At 63.1% G+C, this 14728-nt stretch carries 17 protein-coding genes; 9 read left to right on the top strand and 8 right to left on the bottom strand.

The window, feature by feature from the left end; all coding sequences use genetic code 11:
* The first annotated feature begins 267 nt into the window (after positions 1 to 267).
* A complete protein-coding gene (yidD, locus tag WEB61_RS05115; RefSeq protein WP_368063251.1) occupies positions 268 to 585 on the top strand; it encodes a membrane protein insertion efficiency factor YidD in 318 nt (105 codons plus the stop codon).
* A 10-nt stretch (positions 586 to 595) separates the two neighbouring features.
* Positions 596 to 2557: a threonine--tRNA ligase gene (thrS, locus tag WEB61_RS05120; RefSeq protein WP_368063252.1), complete on the top strand. Its 1962-nt coding sequence runs from the start codon at positions 596 to 598 to the stop codon at positions 2555 to 2557.
* Here thrS and WEB61_RS05125 read toward each other — a convergent pair.
* Genes WEB61_RS05125 through WEB61_RS05140 form a run of 4 tightly spaced genes read right to left on the bottom strand, consistent with a single transcriptional unit; the run spans position 2554 to position 4331 of the window.
* Positions 2554 to 2952, bottom strand: coding sequence for a VOC family protein (locus WEB61_RS05125; RefSeq protein WP_368063253.1), 399 nt, complete (start codon positions 2950 to 2952; stop codon positions 2554 to 2556). The two genes, thrS and WEB61_RS05125, sit on opposite strands and share 4 nt — an antisense overlap.
* The gene (locus WEB61_RS05130; protein WP_368063254.1) at positions 2949 to 3509 is read right to left on the bottom strand and encodes an SRPBCC family protein; all 561 of its coding nucleotides are present in this window, start codon (positions 3507 to 3509) and stop codon (positions 2949 to 2951) included. Before WEB61_RS05130 ends, WEB61_RS05125 begins: the two co-directional genes overlap by 4 nt.
* Before the next feature lie 4 nt (positions 3510 to 3513).
* The gene (locus WEB61_RS05135) at positions 3514 to 4011 is read right to left on the bottom strand and encodes an SRPBCC family protein (protein WP_368063255.1); all 498 of its coding nucleotides are present in this window, start codon (positions 4009 to 4011) and stop codon (positions 3514 to 3516) included.
* The gene (locus tag WEB61_RS05140; RefSeq protein ID WP_368063256.1) at positions 4008 to 4331 is read right to left on the bottom strand and encodes an ArsR/SmtB family transcription factor; all 324 of its coding nucleotides are present in this window, start codon (positions 4329 to 4331) and stop codon (positions 4008 to 4010) included. The genes WEB61_RS05135 and WEB61_RS05140 overlap by 4 nt, the downstream gene beginning before the upstream one ends.
* Positions 4332 to 4485: 154 nt before the next feature.
* Here WEB61_RS05140 and WEB61_RS05145 point away from each other — a divergent pair, with 154 nt between their 5' ends.
* The gene (locus tag WEB61_RS05145; RefSeq protein WP_368063257.1) at positions 4486 to 6354 is read left to right on the top strand and encodes a hypothetical protein; all 1869 of its coding nucleotides are present in this window, start codon (positions 4486 to 4488) and stop codon (positions 6352 to 6354) included.
* Here WEB61_RS05145 and WEB61_RS05150 read toward each other — a convergent pair.
* Positions 6235 to 6918: a hypothetical protein gene (locus tag WEB61_RS05150; protein ID WP_368063258.1), complete on the bottom strand. Its 684-nt coding sequence runs from the start codon at positions 6916 to 6918 to the stop codon at positions 6235 to 6237. The genes WEB61_RS05145 and WEB61_RS05150 overlap by 120 nt on opposite strands.
* 256 nt (positions 6919 to 7174) lie before the next feature.
* Between WEB61_RS05150 and WEB61_RS05155 the strand changes: the two genes are divergently transcribed.
* Positions 7175 to 7762 (top strand): nitroreductase, encoded by a 588-nt coding sequence (locus tag WEB61_RS05155; RefSeq protein ID WP_368063259.1) that lies wholly within the window; start codon positions 7175 to 7177, stop codon positions 7760 to 7762.
* Positions 7759 to 8502 carry an HAD family hydrolase gene (locus WEB61_RS05160; protein WP_368063260.1) on the top strand — a complete coding sequence of 248 codons (744 nt, stop codon included), beginning with the start codon at positions 7759 to 7761 and terminating at the stop codon, positions 8500 to 8502. The genes WEB61_RS05155 and WEB61_RS05160 overlap by 4 nt, the downstream gene beginning before the upstream one ends.
* Here WEB61_RS05160 and WEB61_RS05165 read toward each other — a convergent pair.
* On the bottom strand, positions 8490 to 8846 hold the full coding sequence (locus tag WEB61_RS05165; protein WP_368063261.1) for a hypothetical protein: 357 nt from the start codon (positions 8844 to 8846) through the stop codon (positions 8490 to 8492). The genes WEB61_RS05160 and WEB61_RS05165 overlap by 13 nt on opposite strands.
* A gap of 105 nt (positions 8847 to 8951) precedes the next feature.
* Here WEB61_RS05165 and WEB61_RS05170 point away from each other — a divergent pair, with 105 nt between their 5' ends.
* Positions 8952 to 9374, top strand: coding sequence for a helix-turn-helix domain-containing protein (locus WEB61_RS05170; protein ID WP_368063262.1), 423 nt, complete (start codon positions 8952 to 8954; stop codon positions 9372 to 9374).
* The gene (locus tag WEB61_RS05175; RefSeq protein ID WP_368063263.1) at positions 9371 to 10243 is read left to right on the top strand and encodes an alpha/beta fold hydrolase; all 873 of its coding nucleotides are present in this window, start codon (positions 9371 to 9373) and stop codon (positions 10241 to 10243) included. Before WEB61_RS05170 ends, WEB61_RS05175 begins: the two co-directional genes overlap by 4 nt.
* A gap of 102 nt (positions 10244 to 10345) precedes the next feature.
* On the opposite strand, the gene WEB61_RS05180 is transcribed toward WEB61_RS05175, so the two are convergent.
* Positions 10346 to 11155, bottom strand: a complete 810-nt coding sequence (locus WEB61_RS05180) for a phytanoyl-CoA dioxygenase family protein (protein WP_368063264.1) — start codon at positions 11153 to 11155, stop codon at positions 10346 to 10348.
* Positions 11156 to 11235: 80 nt separating this feature from the next.
* A complete protein-coding gene (locus WEB61_RS05185) occupies positions 11236 to 12666 on the bottom strand; it encodes a putative 2OG-Fe(II) oxygenase (protein ID WP_368063265.1) in 1431 nt (476 codons plus the stop codon).
* 330 nt (positions 12667 to 12996) lie between these two features.
* On the opposite strand from WEB61_RS05185, the gene WEB61_RS05190 reads away from it, so the two are divergent.
* The gene (locus WEB61_RS05190) at positions 12997 to 13830 is read left to right on the top strand and encodes a sterol desaturase family protein (RefSeq protein ID WP_368063266.1); all 834 of its coding nucleotides are present in this window, start codon (positions 12997 to 12999) and stop codon (positions 13828 to 13830) included.
* 115 nt (positions 13831 to 13945) lie between these two features.
* Complete coding sequence (locus tag WEB61_RS05195; protein WP_368063267.1) at positions 13946 to 14644, top strand: glutathione S-transferase family protein; 699 nt, start codon at positions 13946 to 13948, stop codon at positions 14642 to 14644.
* The last annotated feature ends 84 nt before the right edge of the window (positions 14645 to 14728 follow it).

A 14728-nucleotide genomic window follows, 5' to 3' on the forward strand; every position in this document is an offset into this window, starting at 1 on the left:
CTGGTGTTCGATGCGGTGGAGGAGGCGGTGGAGACCGCGCTTGCCGCCAAGCGGGGGAGTGGGACTGCCGCGCAGACCGGCACCGCCACTAGCACCGGCCCGGCCGCTTAGAAAGCGCCGGGCCCTGCCGCTCCCGCGTCTCCCGTCCGGGCGGCTTTTTTTCCAGACGAATCAATCGGTCACGGGCAGCCCGCGCGCGTTTGCGCCTTGGTTGTGCCCATTCCGATTAGACGCTAACAAGTGCGTGTCATAACGACGTGGTTTCCCATGCGGCGCGACCTCCTTTCGCTCCCGATGCGCGGCCTGATCCGGTTCTATCAGTGGTTCGTTTCGCCGCTGCTGGGACCCTCCTGCCGGCATCTGCCGACCTGCTCGGACTATACGATGCAGGCGATCGAGCGGCATGGCGGGTGGCGCGGTTTCTGGCTGGGGCTGGCGCGCATCGCGCGGTGCCATCCTTACGGGAGCCACGGGTTCGACCCGGTGCCGGAGCGGCTGGAGAGCCAGCCCTTCTGGGCGCCGTGGCGATATGGGCGTTGGCGGATGCCGCCGGCGCCGTCGGAATGCACGCACGGAACGCATTGAGAGAAAGACAATGATCAAACTGAAACTTCCCGACGGTTCCGTCCGTGAACATGAAAAACCGCTCGACGGGCTGGCCTTTGCCGAAAGCATCGCCAAGTCGCTGGCGAAGAAGGCGGTCGCGATCAAGCTCGATGGCGAGATGAAGGACCTGTCGACGCTGATCGACCGCGATGCCGCGGTGGAAATCGTCACGCGCGAGACGCCGGACGGCGTCGACCTGTTGCGCCACGATGCTTCGCATGTGATGGCCGAAGCCGTGCAGGAGCTTTTTCCCGGGACGCAGGTGACGATCGGGCCGGTGATCGAGAACGGTTTCTATTACGATTTCGCGCGCGCCGAACCCTTCAAGGCCGAAGATCTCGAAAAGATCGAGCAGCGGATGCGCGAGATCGTCGACCGCGACGAAAAGATCACGCGCGAAGTGTGGACGCGCGATGAGGCGGTGGCGCATTTCAGGAAGATCGGCGAGCATTACAAGGCCGAGATCATCGCGAGCATTCCGGCGGGCGAGGATGTGTCGATCTACCGGCAGGGCGATTGGCTCGACCTTTGCCGCGGCCCGCATCTGCCGTCGACGGGCAAGCTCGGCAAGGCCTTCAAGCTGACCAAGCTTGCCGGCGCCTATTGGCGCGGCGACAGCCGCAACGAGATGCTGCAGCGTATCTACGGGACGTGCTGGGCCAACGAGAACGATCTCAAGGCTTACCTCACGATGATCGAGGAGGCCGAGAAGCGCGACCACCGCAAGATCGGGCAGGAGATGGACCTCTATCACTTCCAGCCGGAAGCGCAGGGGTCGGTGTTCTGGCATCCCAAGGGCTTCGTCATCTACAACCAGCTCGAGGCCTATATAAGGCGGCGGCTGAATGCGTCGGGCTACAGGGAAGTGAAGACGCCGCAGCTGATGGCGTCGAAGTTCTGGGAGCAATCCGGCCATTGGGGCAAATACCGCGAGAACATGTTCGTGGTGCCCGATGAAATTCCGAATACGGAAGATGACGCGCCCGTGCTGTCGGGCGAGGCCGATCTCATGGCGATCAAGCCGATGAACTGTCCGGCGCATGTGCAGATTTTCAACCAGGGCATCAAGTCCTATCGCGACCTGCCGATGCGCATGGCGGAATTCGGCTGCTGCCACCGCAACGAGCCGCATGGCGCGCTGCACGGGCTGATGCGCGTGCGCCAGATGACGCAGGACGATGCGCATATTTTCTGCACGGAAGAGCAAATCCAGTCGGAGACGGAGCATTTCGTCAACCTGCTCTATGCGGTCTATGAGGATATGGGCTTTTCCGACGTCGTCATCAAACTCGCGACGCGGCCGGAAAATTTCGGCGGCACGATCGAGCGCTGGGACGCGGCGGAGAAGGCGCTGGGCGATGCCTTGCGCGCGACGGGGCACGATTTCGTCGTCGCTGAGGGGGAGGGCGCCTTTTATGCGCCGAAACTCGAATTCCACCTCAAGGATGCGATCGGACGTTCCTGGCAGGTCGGCACGCTGCAGCTCGACTATGTGTTGCCCGAGCGTCTCGACGCGACCTATGTCGCCGAGGACGGCTCGCGCAAATATGCCGTCATGCTGCATCGGGCGATCCTCGGCACGCTGGAACGGTTTATCGGCATCATGATCGAGAGTTGCGCGGGCCGGATGCCGATGTGGCTCGCGCCGGTGCAGGCGGTGGTCGCGACGATCACGTCGGATGCGGATGATTACGCGGAGAAGGTGGCGGCCGAGTTGCGCGCCGCCGGGCTTCGCGTGGAGCTCGATCTCAGGAACGAGAAGATCAACTACAAGGTGCGCGAGCATTCGGTGGGCAAGGTGCCGGCGATCCTCGTCGCCGGCAAGCGCGAGGCGGAGGAAGGCACGCTCTCCGTTCGTCGCCTCGGCTCGCAGGACCAGCAGACCCTGTCGCTTGCCGACGTGGTGACGTCGCTCGCGGAAGAGGCGACGCCGCCCGATTTGCGCCGTTAGGGCAGGTTCAACTGCCACGACACGCCGAAGCGGTCGCTGAGCCAGGTGAAGCGCTGGCTGAAGCCGTAATTGTCGAGCGGCATCAGCACCGCACCGCCTTCGCCGAGCGTGGCCGCCAGTCTTTCGAGTTCCTCGCCGGTCTCAAGATCGACGAAGAAAGAAAAGGACGGCGTGAAGGTGAAAGCGTGCTTCGCCGGGCTGTCGATGCACATGACCGTCTGGCCGGCAAGCGTGAAGGTCGCGAGTTGCACCGTGCCTTCGGCGCCCTGTTCGCCCGGTCCGTATTTGTTGATGCTGTCGATGCGGCTGCCGGGGAAGAGCGAGACATAGAGGTTCATCGCTTCCTCGGCGGCGCCTTCGAACATCAGGAAGGGTCGGATATTCAGGCTGGTCATTTGTCCGCCTTTCCGGTGTAACGCGCGCGGTATTCGTCCTCGATGCCGTCGAAGGCCTCCCAGAAGGGCGTTTTGGGGCTGCCTTCGAGCTGCTCCGCCAGCATCTGAAGATGGGTGTGCCAGCCGCCCGAGAAGTTGATCGCGTCGCCGACGCCGGAGACGCGGCGATGGGTCAGGACGAGGCGGACCTTCTCGCCTTCCGCCGTCAATTCGATTTCCACGACCGAGCCCTTCGGGTCCATGTCGTCATCCCAGGTGAAGCCGAGCCTGTGGGGCGGTTCGTAAATCGTCACGATGTGCCTGCTGTCGAAGGTGCCGCCATATTGCTTGAAGCGTTCGGGCGGTGTGGAGGGATGGGGTCCGAGATTGTTGTTGTCGAAGACGATGTTCATGGCGCCGCCGACGCGCGGTTCCATCGGCCCGGCCGCGAACCATTTCCCGCGCAGTTCCGCATCCGTCAGATATTTCCAGACGCGCTCGATGGGGCCGGGGAGCAGGCGCTCGAAGCGCACGGTGTGTGGGTCGATCAGGGTGCCATAGGCTTTTGCGTCACTCATTGGATTACCTCGCCAGGTTGTTGAGATCGACGCCGTAGCGCGCGGCGTTTGCCGTCATGTAGTCGGCGCGCGGCTTCACCGTTTCGCCGCGGACGCCCGCCTCCAGCATGTCGAGGAAGGTGTGCCATCCCATCGCGGTCTGCTTCTGGAAGGGTTCGGGAACGGGGAAGTGGGTGAGCGTCAGCCGGACCCGGTCGCCCTGCGTCTCGAGCCGCAATGTCAGATAGGATTCCGGGAAGCCGGAAATCTCCTGGCCGGGGTCGAACACGTTCCATGTGTAGACGAGAAGTTCCGGCGGCCGGCATTGCGTAACGGTGCCGCGAATGTGGCCGTCCATCAGGCTGACCGCGCCGCCGACCCGCGTTTCGATCGTGCCGGTGCCGAACCAGCCGGGCAGAAGCTCCGTCTTCGTCAGGTAATCCCAGACGCGCTCGATCGGCCCCGGCAACAGGCGTTCGAACTCCACGGCGCTGATTGGCAGGATTTGTCCATTTCCCGTCATGGTTTCCTTTTGTCCCTTTCCGCCGCCGCCGTGAGCTCCCGTTCCAGCGCGTCGAGCTTCGGGCCCCAGAAGCGGCGGATGTTTGCCAACCAGTTTTCCAGTCCTTCGAATCCTTCGGGGTCGATCGAATAGATGCGCCGCTGCGCGTCGACGCGCATGCGCACCAGCCGTGCCGATTTCAGCGCCTTCAGGTGCTGAGAGACGGCGGGCGCGCTCATTTCGAAGCGCCGTGCGATGTCGCCCGCCGGCATTTCGCCGGCGACGAGCATTTCGACGATCTGCCGCCGTGTGGGGTCGGCGAGGGCTGTAAAGCTTTCCATGGATTCTAGTTTTCAAATTTACTTAATTAAGTCAATAAGAAAATAAAGAAAGACGACCGGCCGTCGGCAAAAGGGCGGATCTGCCTGCCAAAACCGCCCGTTTATGGTTAAACTCCGCACGGGGTGCCGATCGGATGCTGATGGAGCCTCCAGAATGAATTTTCGAACAGGGATGCCGGGCGTGCTGGTCGCGTTCGGCCTGGCGGTCTGTGCAAGCAGCGCCGGCGCGGAGACCCATGCCTCGGCCGTAACCGCGACCATGGCGCCGGTCGCGAGCGGGGCCGAGCATGCCGATGCGGCCCTCATGCAAGCGCCGGAAGGGTTCCGCTGGCGCATCACGAAGCTCGCATGGAGCGACAGCGACGAGCGCGCCTTCGGCGAGTTCGTCGCCGCCATCGGCAACAGCAATTGCCGGACCTATGACGAATGCCTCAAGGGTCCGTGGAACATCTACCGGGCGAGCGACCCGAAGGGCATGTTCTTCTATGCCGATTGCGCCGACCTGCCTTATGCGCTCAGGGCCTATTTCGCATGGAAGAACGGCTTGCCCTTTTCCTATGTCAGCGGCGTCGCGCCGGTCGGGCGGTCGCGCGATCTGCGCTATTCGCGCTACGGCAATTACGCGGTACGGCGCAGCGATGTGGTGCCGCAGGCCGAGGGCGCGTTTCCGAATGCGCGTGCCGTTCTCACCGCGATTAACAATTTCGTGTCGACGGCGATGTATCGCTTCGCGCCGGAGCGTACGCGCGGCGCGCTGTTCGATTTCTATCCGGTGAAGCTGCAGAAGGGGAGCATTCGTCCCGGCACCGTGATCTACGATCCGAATGGCCATGTGGCGGTCGTCTACAGCGTCGACGATGAAGGCCGTATCCGTTTCATCGACAGTCATCCCGACAATTCGCTGACGCGGGGCAGCTATGGCAAGCGCTTCGTGCGCGCCTCGCCGCCGATGGGGGCGGGGTTCAAGAACTGGCGGCCGATGAAACTGGCCGGCGCGCGGCAGGGCGCCGACGGGACATGGATCGGCGGGCGCGTGGTGCCGGCGGCGGATGCCGAACTTGCCGACTGGTCGGACGAACAATTCCACGGCACCGAAAGCCCGCGCCCCTCGCACTGGTCGGCGGCCGCCTTTGTTCATCAAGGCGCGCGCCTCGACTATTACGATTATGTGCGGCAGGCCGTCGCCGGACACGAAGTTGCCTACGACCCGATCGTCGAAACGCGCGCCATGGTGCGCGAGTTGTGCGACGATCTCTATTATCGCGCGATTTCGGTCGACATCGCGGTCAAGGCCGGGCTTCACCGGCGGCCGCAGCCGCCGCGCCTGCCGGACAATATCTACGGCACCTCCGGCGACTGGGAGACCTATTCGACACCGTCGCGCGATGCGCGCCTGAAAGCCTCCTTCGCCGAGCTGCGCGATCAGGTGGTCCGTTTCATCGCGATGGCGGAAGCCGGCGATCCGAAGCTCGATTATGCGGGCGCCGATCTTGCCGGCGATCTCAAGGCGGCCTATGCGCAGGAGGCCGGAGCCTGCAAGGTTGCCTATGTCGCCAGCGACGGCTCGGAACGCGTATTGAGTTTCGACGAGGCGCGCCGGCGGGTTTTCGACTTCTCCTTCGATCCGCATCATTGTCCGGAACTGCGCTGGGGGGCACGCGCGCAAGCGGAACTCGCCACCTGTCCCGACGGGAACGACAAGCACGCCTGGTACGACGCGCAGCAGCGGCTTCGCAACCAGACCGAGCGCACCTACGACGCGCGCATGGGATTCTCGCTGGCCGATCTTGAGGCGCGCGCGCCGGGCAGCGGCCGGGACGCACCGCCCGATACCGATGTCATGGACGCGCTGCACGCAACCGCCGGGCTTGCGGAAAATCCGTTGCAGGCGGCGGAAGCCGATCTAGAAGCGGTACCAGACGGCGAGCCTGAGCCCCTTCTCCGCGATAGCGTCGCGCCCGAAGACCGAGCGTTCGATGCCGGCTTCGAGGGCGCAACCGGGTACGATGTCGTAGACGAGTGAGAGCGCCAGTTTGCCCGATTGATAGGAGGCTCCGGCGGCTGTCGATTTCGTCGCGACGGTGTTGAGGCTCCTGACCAGCAGCATGGTGTCCGGCCACGGCTTCAGGCCGAAGGTGAGGTCGGCGCGGACTTCGTCGGGCCGGTCCCGGTCGCGATAGCGATAACCGATCTCCTGCACCGAGAAGGTGTCGATCCCGAGCAACGTGTCGTTCTGCGCGACGACCAGCGCCAGCTCCGCGTCGGCATCGCCGCTCTTGGTGGCCGCGGGATCGTTGGCGGCGTGCGCCAGATGCACCGTTGCCAGCGATTGCAGCGAGAAATGCGCCTCGTTCCATGTGCCGATTGCCAGGCGTCCGCCGGCCTTGATGCGCGTCAGCCCGCGTTCCTCGAACTTGATGCCGAAGAAGTCGGTTTCGTCGCTGACCCATGCCACCTCGCCGACAAGGGTCAGCCGGCGGGTCAGCCCGTATTCGGCATAGGGCGCGATTTCGAGTTTGGTGTAGCGGGGCTTCCACTGCTTCTTGCCGTCGGTATCGTATCGTTCGTCGGCGGTCGTGTGGGTCATGGGCACGATCAATTCGCCGGCGCCGGGCGCAAGCGGCCAACCGCCCGCGCATGTCTCGTCCGCGATGGACGGGAAAGCGACGACGAGCGCTGCAAGGATCGAGTTTCGTGGTCTTCGCGGGTACCCCGGCCGCAATCTCCCCCCTCCATCGGTCCGGCCGATGGTGATGGACGGCCTTGTCTGTGTAAAGCGCGGGCTCTAACTAGAGAGCCTGATTGCGCTATTCTCGCCGTCCCGTTCAGGAGAAGGACCCGTATTGCCCCGTTCTCAGGAAACCATCGATCTGCTGCTGACACGCCGGTCGGCCAAGGCGCTCACCATGGTCGAGCCCGGCCCCGATGCGGCGGAGCTTCAGACAATTTTGCGCATCGGCACGCGCGTGCCCGATCACGGCAAGCTGGCGCCGTGGCGGTTCGTCGTTTTCCAGGGCGCGGCGCGTCGGGCGTTCGGCGCGATACTGAGCGCCGTCTATGCCAAGGTGCAGCCGAATGCCGGCGACGATCAGATCGAGTTCGAGGCCAATCGTTTTACCCGCGCACCCACAGTCGTTGCCGTGATCTCGCGCGTCACGCCCGGGATCAAGATACCCGAATGGGAGCAGCTTCTCTCGGCCGGCGCGGTCTGCCAGAACATGCTGGTTGCGGCAACCGCGCTCGGCTATGGCGCGCAATGGCTGACCGAGTGGTATGCGTTCGATCCCGAGATCGGGCGGGCGCTCGGGCTGAAGGAGAACGAGCGCGTTGCCGGTTTCATCTATCTCGGTAGTGAAGGGGCGGAGAAGGACGAACGTCCGCGGCCGGAGCTTTCCGAGATCGTTTCTGTGTGGTCGGGAAAGGCGAAATGAACGCGGCGGGCGAAGCCTTGCGGGGCGTCCTGTTCGACAAGGACGGCACGCTGTTCGACGATCATGGCTGGGGCGCTGTTTTTTCCGAAGCGGCGGAAATCGCCGCAAAGGGACAAAGCATGCTTGTGCCGGAGATGCTTGCCGCGATCGGCTATGACCGGGCAACCGAGCGCTTTGCGGCAGGCAGTATCGGTGGTGCCGGCAACACGTTCGATCTCGCGGACGCGTGGCTCGCAATAGCCGGCGGCTGGGAGCGGCAGGTGCTTGTCCGGGAAATGGACGCGTTGTTCACGCGCCTTGTGCCGCTGCGGTTTCCGCCGGTTACGGATTTGCCCGTCCTGTTCTCGGCGTTGAAAAACAGAGGACTTTGTCTCGGCATCGCGACCAACGATGTGGCGGCGTCCGCCGATGCGACGATCGAGCGTTTCGGTCTGGACGGTTTCATCGATTTTTCGGCAGGCTATGACAGCGGCCACGGCGCAAAGCCCGGTCCCGGCATGGCGCTCGCGTTCTGCGCCGCGACGGGGCTCGCGCCCGATCAGATCGCCGTCGTCGGCGACAACCGGCACGATCTCGAGATGGGGCGCAGTGCGGGCGCGGCGCTCAATATCGGCGTGCTGACGGGCACCAGCGCGCATGACGATCTTGCGCCCTTCGCCGATCACGTGATCGAAAGCATCGTCGCGCTGCCGGCGCTTCTCGATACGCTGCGGGAAGGCGAAACGCGTCACTCGATGTAGCGCCTTGCAACGCGGGCTTCGGCGCGCAGGGTTTCGGCACGGTCTGTCTTTTCCAGACGTTCGAATTCGGTGGCCGCGTGTTCGCGCTCGTGGATTTCCGCCAGCAACACCTGGCGCAGACGAGACCCGCCCAGAAGAAGCCGTTCGACTTCCGCCGATCCGTTGTGAAAGCGGTGGTGGACCGGCGCCGCATGCCTCGTGGGAGTGAGCGGCGCTTCGGCGTTGTCGATCGCGGCGATGAGTACGCGGATGACCCTCGCCTCGAGGGTGCGCCTGTCCTTCATGGCACGGCTCAGATCGGCGCGCAGCCGGGCCTTCATGTCTCTTCCGGTATCTTTCGGCACGGCCGCATCCTCCAGCGCATTCCAGTATCGCAAACGATTATTCCTTATTGATACTTATAATTCCTTATTATATGCATATAAAGGAATAATAGGGAGTATCCATTCATGTCGGACAGGCTTGTCACCGTCGAAGAGGCGGCCGAACGGCTGACCCTGCATCCCAAGACCGTGCTGCGCTACATCCGCGACGGACGGCTCAAGGCGACGCGGATCGGCAAGTCCTATCGCATCGCGGGCGCCGCCCTCGACGCCTTTACCGGTGTCGCGGGCGGCAAAGCCGAAACGGGGATAGGCGCGCGGACGACCTGCATCGTCGACATCCCGGACATCGTTGTGGACCGGGCGGAACGGCTGACGACATTCCTGCATTCGGCCGCGATGGCCGGCACCGCCGAGACGCCGCCGCTGCATCTCGAAACGGCGTTCGACCCGTCCGCCCAGGCCATGAAGGTGGTGGTGATCGGCAGTCCGTCCGACGTGGGCAAGCTGATGGAAATGCTGCATCTGCAATTGAAAGCCCGGCCGTGAGCGACGCGGTTTATCGAAGCGCCGAAGCCGCGGCCGAGGTCGAGGCGCTCTACAGGCGCGCGCTCGAGCGGTGGCCGGTGCCGAAAACCGAGCTGCATCTGCCGACGCGTCAGGGCCCGACATTCGTGCTGGCCTGCGGGCCGGAAGACGCGCCGCCCGTTCTATTGCTGCACGGCTCGATGGCCAATTCGGCCGTCTGGATGCCCGATGTCGCGTTATGGGCGACGAAGTTCAGGCTCTATGCGGTCGACATGATCGGCGAGGCGGGCTTCAGCGCGCGTGTCCGGCCGGCGCTTGCCGGGGACGCCCATGCGCTGTGGCTCGACGATGTGCTTGAGGGACTGGGCCTTTCGCGCGCCACCTTCGCCGGCACGTCGCTCGGCGGATGGCTGGCGCTCGATTACGCCCGCAGAAGGCCGGAGGCCGTTCGCGCGCTGGCGCTGATCTGTCCCGCCGGCATCGGCCGGCAGAAGAACTTCCTCCTGAAGGTGCTGCCGCTTCTCCTGCTCGGTCCATGGGGCAGGCGCCGGATATGGGAACTGGTGTTCGGGCCTGCGCCGGGGACGCTGCCGGACGAGATGCAGCCGCTCGCCGATCTTATGGAGGCTGTGGGGCGGGCTGCCAGGCCGCGGGTAGTCCGTATTCCGCAACTGACGGACGCAGAGCTCGGCAAATTCGCCATGCCGATCCTTGCGATCGTTGGCGGGCGGGACGTGCTGCTCTCATCGCGCGACACGCGAGACAGGTTGCAGCGGGCCGCGCCGCAGGCCGAGATATGCTTCATCGAAGAGGGCTATCACTTCCTGCCGGACCAGGCGCCGCGTATCATGGATTTTCTGGAGCGGAACGCTTTGTCGTCCCGGGATTGATGTCCGCCCACGTCTCCACGTTTGCCTTCGGCAGAGCCCGCCAGATGAGCGCTTCGGGCTCGAAGCGGTCGTGACGTACTGCGGGACTAATGGGTTCCGTGCCTAAACCAGATCCCATATCGATTTGAAGTCGCGCTCGGCGCCGAGCAGGCGTTGCTGCGGCGTCTTCTTGTCGATGTGGCCGATCAGGTTCTGGTAGGTGCCGAAACCGCAAAGGTCCTGCAGACGCGGTTCGAACGATTTGACGAGATCGAGCGGAATGCCGAGCTGCTGGTTCTCCTGCTGGCGGATGTAGCCAGCGCAATAATTCATCGCGACGCCGACGCGGCGTTTGTCCGATTTGTTGGCGCCACCGCCATGCCACAGGCTGCCATGCCAGATCAGTACCGAACCCTTCGGCATTTCGGCGGGAATGCTGTCGTAGTGCTGGCCGTATACCGGCGAATGGTCCCATTTATGCGTGCCGGGAATGATCCGCGTCGCGCCGTTTTCCTCGGTAAAGTCCGTCAGCGCCCACATCGAATTGCAGACGAAGGGGGCATGGGGTTTTGCCACCGGCATCACTTGGTCGTCGGCATGAATCGGCTGACCCTTTTCGCCGGGGTCGATGGAAATGGAGGAGAGCGAGGAAATCAGACATCCCGCGTCCAGCACGCCCTCGATGACGGGCAGCACGTTTGCATGTACCGGAATGCGCTGGAAGACGGGGGCAAGCGCCAGCAAGTTGTAGATGCGAACCGTCTTGTGGCCTTCGAAGCTGTTTTTCGCCGGCACAACATTCATGTCGTGCTCGAGCCGCAACAGGGTTTCATTCAGCTCGTCGATCAATGCCGGCTCGATCGCGTTTTCGACGATCGTGTAGCCCTGCGCTTCGACCGCCGCGACGTGGCGGGTCTTGTCATCTTCGGTCATGCGTTTCTCCCGGCGTCTTCTTGCTTGCCGGGCATGATACGCGTCCCGTGGGCGCCGTCCATACCGTGCTTCGCCGGGGGTCAGTCGCGCCAGCTCGTCGGTTTGACGTCAAAGGCGAGGCTGATGCGCGGCGCGTCGCCCGAAAAGGGCAGGGTGCGGTGAAAGAGATAGGACGGAAAGAAAAACGCATCGCCCTCACGGGGCTCGTAGGCAATGGTCTGCGGTACAAATTTCGCGTCGAATTCCGGCGGTGGATGGCCGAACTCGATCCAGCCGTCGCGCGCCTCGTCCTTTCCCATCGTCGGTGGAAGCGACACATAGTAGACACCGCTCATCCAGCCGCCGACATGGATGTGCGAATGCTGATGGCCGCCCTCCGACAACAGCGTGCCCCACAGGTCGAGCTGGTAGGTCCGCGGTATCTGGCTGCGCCAGGGATGACCGGGTTCGCGTTTGACGCTGTCGAAATGTGCGTCGATGGCAAGGCGCAGGACTTTTTCGAAAGCGATGAAGGGCTCGCGCGGATTGTCGAGCAGCAATCCCGTCTGGCCGCCCTTGCGCGTTGCCTTGCCCTGCGGTTCCCATACAAGTGTCGGGTCTTCCCGCAGTGCGGCGGCCAGAGTGGCGTTGAAAGCGGTTACACCGTCATAACCTTCGGGCCGGGCGAGCGTCGCACGTGTCACAAGACTGCCCATTTCGGCGCGGTAGCCCGCCGGCATTTCACCGAGCTCTTGCGCGCGCGCGAATGGCAGCCACGCGGCGGCGCGCCTCTCCGGTCCGTGCCGCGCCAGCGTGCGCTCGAAAATCTCTGTTGCTTCGCGCGCGTGGCCGAGGCGCAGTCGCGCCAGACCGAAGCTGACATAGGACACGCTGTCCTTCGGGTTGAGCGTCACGGCCTTCTCATAGGCTGCTGCAGCCGCTTCGATGTTGCCGCGTTTCTGTTCGGCATTGCCGAGATTTCCATAGGCCGGCGAAAGATTCGGGTTGCCGGCAATCGCTGTCTGGAAGGCGTCGATCGCTTCGTCGGTGCGCTCCTGCCTCAACAGCACCATGCCGAGCGAAACGTGGTGGATCGGGCGCGGCTCGGATTCCAGGGTCCGGCGAAACTGCGTCTCGGCTTCGGCGAAGCGGTTGGCGCGCTGGTAAAGCTGACCGAGCGTTGACGTTATGCCCGGATGCGCCGGAAAGAACTCGGCCGCGCGCTCGTAATGATTGAGTGCCTCGCCCCAGCGCCGCATTTGTTGCAACAGGCGGCCGAAGTTGAGCCAGGTCGTGGCGTTGCGGGGCGCGATCTGCATGGCGCGGGTCAGCAGGCTTCCGGCTTCCTCGAAAGCGCCGCGTTCGACGATGATGGAGGCGAGAAGCGCCATCGTGTCAGCATCTTCGGGCGTCTCGGCCAGCATTTCGCGGGCTTGTTTTTCGGCGATGCCGCGCTTGCCCTGCTTCATCAGCTCGAGCACCCGCCGGTAGCGTTCGGGAATTTCGGGCGTGGCGGGTTGTTCGTTGGCCAATTTTCAATCCGGTTTCTGCTGCGGCGCGAGCAGCCTCAACCTGCACAGACGGGCCGCGCCCGTCAATGCCGCGGTTATTACAACACGCGGGTGTTAGCTCGCCTAACGCTGTTCTGCGCAGTCCTCCGCTCGCACCGAACTTGTGCGTCTTTCGTTTCAATGGCGCGTCTTGACACGGTTATTCATTTCGCTTAGCTAGTTTCTATCGGGCTTCGGCAGACGCCCGGTTTTTCCCAGACGATACTCGTCCAAGCGCTGCCCTGTCCTCGTCCGAGGGCGGGTTGGCGCGTGCGCGTCAGGCTGCCTCCGGACCGGTCCGGAGTCTTGACCATGAGCTTCGCTGCCAGCATATCAACCATCGGCCTTCTTCTGGCTGCTATCGCAGTCTTCTCCGCCATCGAAGCACTCATCCCGCTGCACGCGCGCGGCGAATGGAGCAAGCGACATCTCATCCCCAACCTCGCTCTGACCTTCCTGACCTTTGCGACCAATCTTGTTTTCAATATTCCCCTGCTGCTGGGTATCGCCTGGCTGCAGTCAAAGGGGTGGGGATTGTTCAATGCCTATGCGTTTCCGCCATTCGTGGCGTTTCTGGGCGCCATCATGGTGCTTGATCTGGCTTGGTATGCGACTCACGTTTCCATGCACAAGGTTCCGGGTATGTGGCGTTTTCACGCCGTCCACCACTCGGACCCCTTTGTCGACGTCACCACCACAATTCGCCAGCACCCCGGCGAGAGTGTGATCCGCTACGTCTATCTTGCCGTTTTCGCCTTTGCGTTTGGCGTCTCGCCGGCTGCCTTCGCCGTTTACCGCATCTGGTCGGCGCTTCACGGCTTGTTTGAACACTCCAATGTGAAGCTGCCTCAATGGCTGGACACGGCGATCACCGTGGTCTTCTCCAGCCCGAACATGCACAAGGTTCACCATTCGCGTGACCAGCATTTCACCGACCGCAACTACACGAACATATTTTCAATCTGGGACCGGCTGGGCGGGACGTTCACGCCGTCAAGGTACGGCCGGAACATCACCTATGGCCTCGACGGACGGGATGCGCCGAGTCAGCAATCGGCTTTGGGTCTGCTCATCGGACCGTTCCGTCTTGATCGGCATGTGGCAGGTTCGCTCCGCCAGCACAATCCACAAAACCGATCGGTTTGAGCCTTGATCCGTCGGGCCATTGGCGGACGCCCGGTTCTCCAGACGACTTTTCGTCCAAGTCCCGCCTGTCCCGGTCCCGCCGTCTGCGGGAGCGATACGCTTGAGGAACACGATAATGACCGATGTCACCGTTTACGGTTTTCCTGTCAGCACCTACGTAAACATCGTCCGGCTCATCCTGACTCAGAAGGGTGTCCCTTTCGATTTCCACAATCTGGAACCTGAAATGGGTGGAGCCAGTCACTCAGCTCTGCACCCCTTCAATCGCGTGCCGATCCTGAAGCATGGTGACTTCACGCTCTATGAAACTGCGGCTATCGCGGTTTATGTGGACGAGGCGTTTGACGGACCGTCGCTGCAACCGACGGACGCCCGAAAGCGTGCGCGGATGAACCAATGGATCAGCGCACTTAACGGCTACTACTATCCCTACATTGCTTTCCACCTTGGCCATGAGCGATTGATCTATCCGGTGCTGGGGGTCGAACCCGACGAAAAGGTCGTGGCCGTAGCGCTGCCAAAAATAGCGGTTGGGCTAGAGGTGATGGAACGCGAGCTGGAGCATGGGGACGCCTATCTTGTGGGCAACCAGTTGACGCTTGCCGACTTCTTCATGCTGCCGACAATGACAACACTCAGCCTTACGCCGGAAGGCGGAGATATGCTGGCGGCAAAGCCTCGGATTGCTGCCTGGCGAGTACGCATGGACGCCTTGCCCAGCGCCGTTGAAGTCAGGGCGATGGTCGCTCCACATATCGGGAAGCCGGTTGAGCATGCTCGGTCATGGCCTGCGTCCCATCGTCCGCGATACTAGTTTCAGGCATCGGGCAAATGCGGGTCGCCCGGTTGAAGACGGTGCGCCGTCCAAGATCCGCTCCTTTTCTCCCGCCGTTGGCGG

Source organism: Parvibaculum sp., from assembly GCF_040882025.1.
In the GTDB taxonomy this organism is placed as follows: domain Bacteria; phylum Pseudomonadota; class Alphaproteobacteria; order Parvibaculales; family Parvibaculaceae; genus Parvibaculum.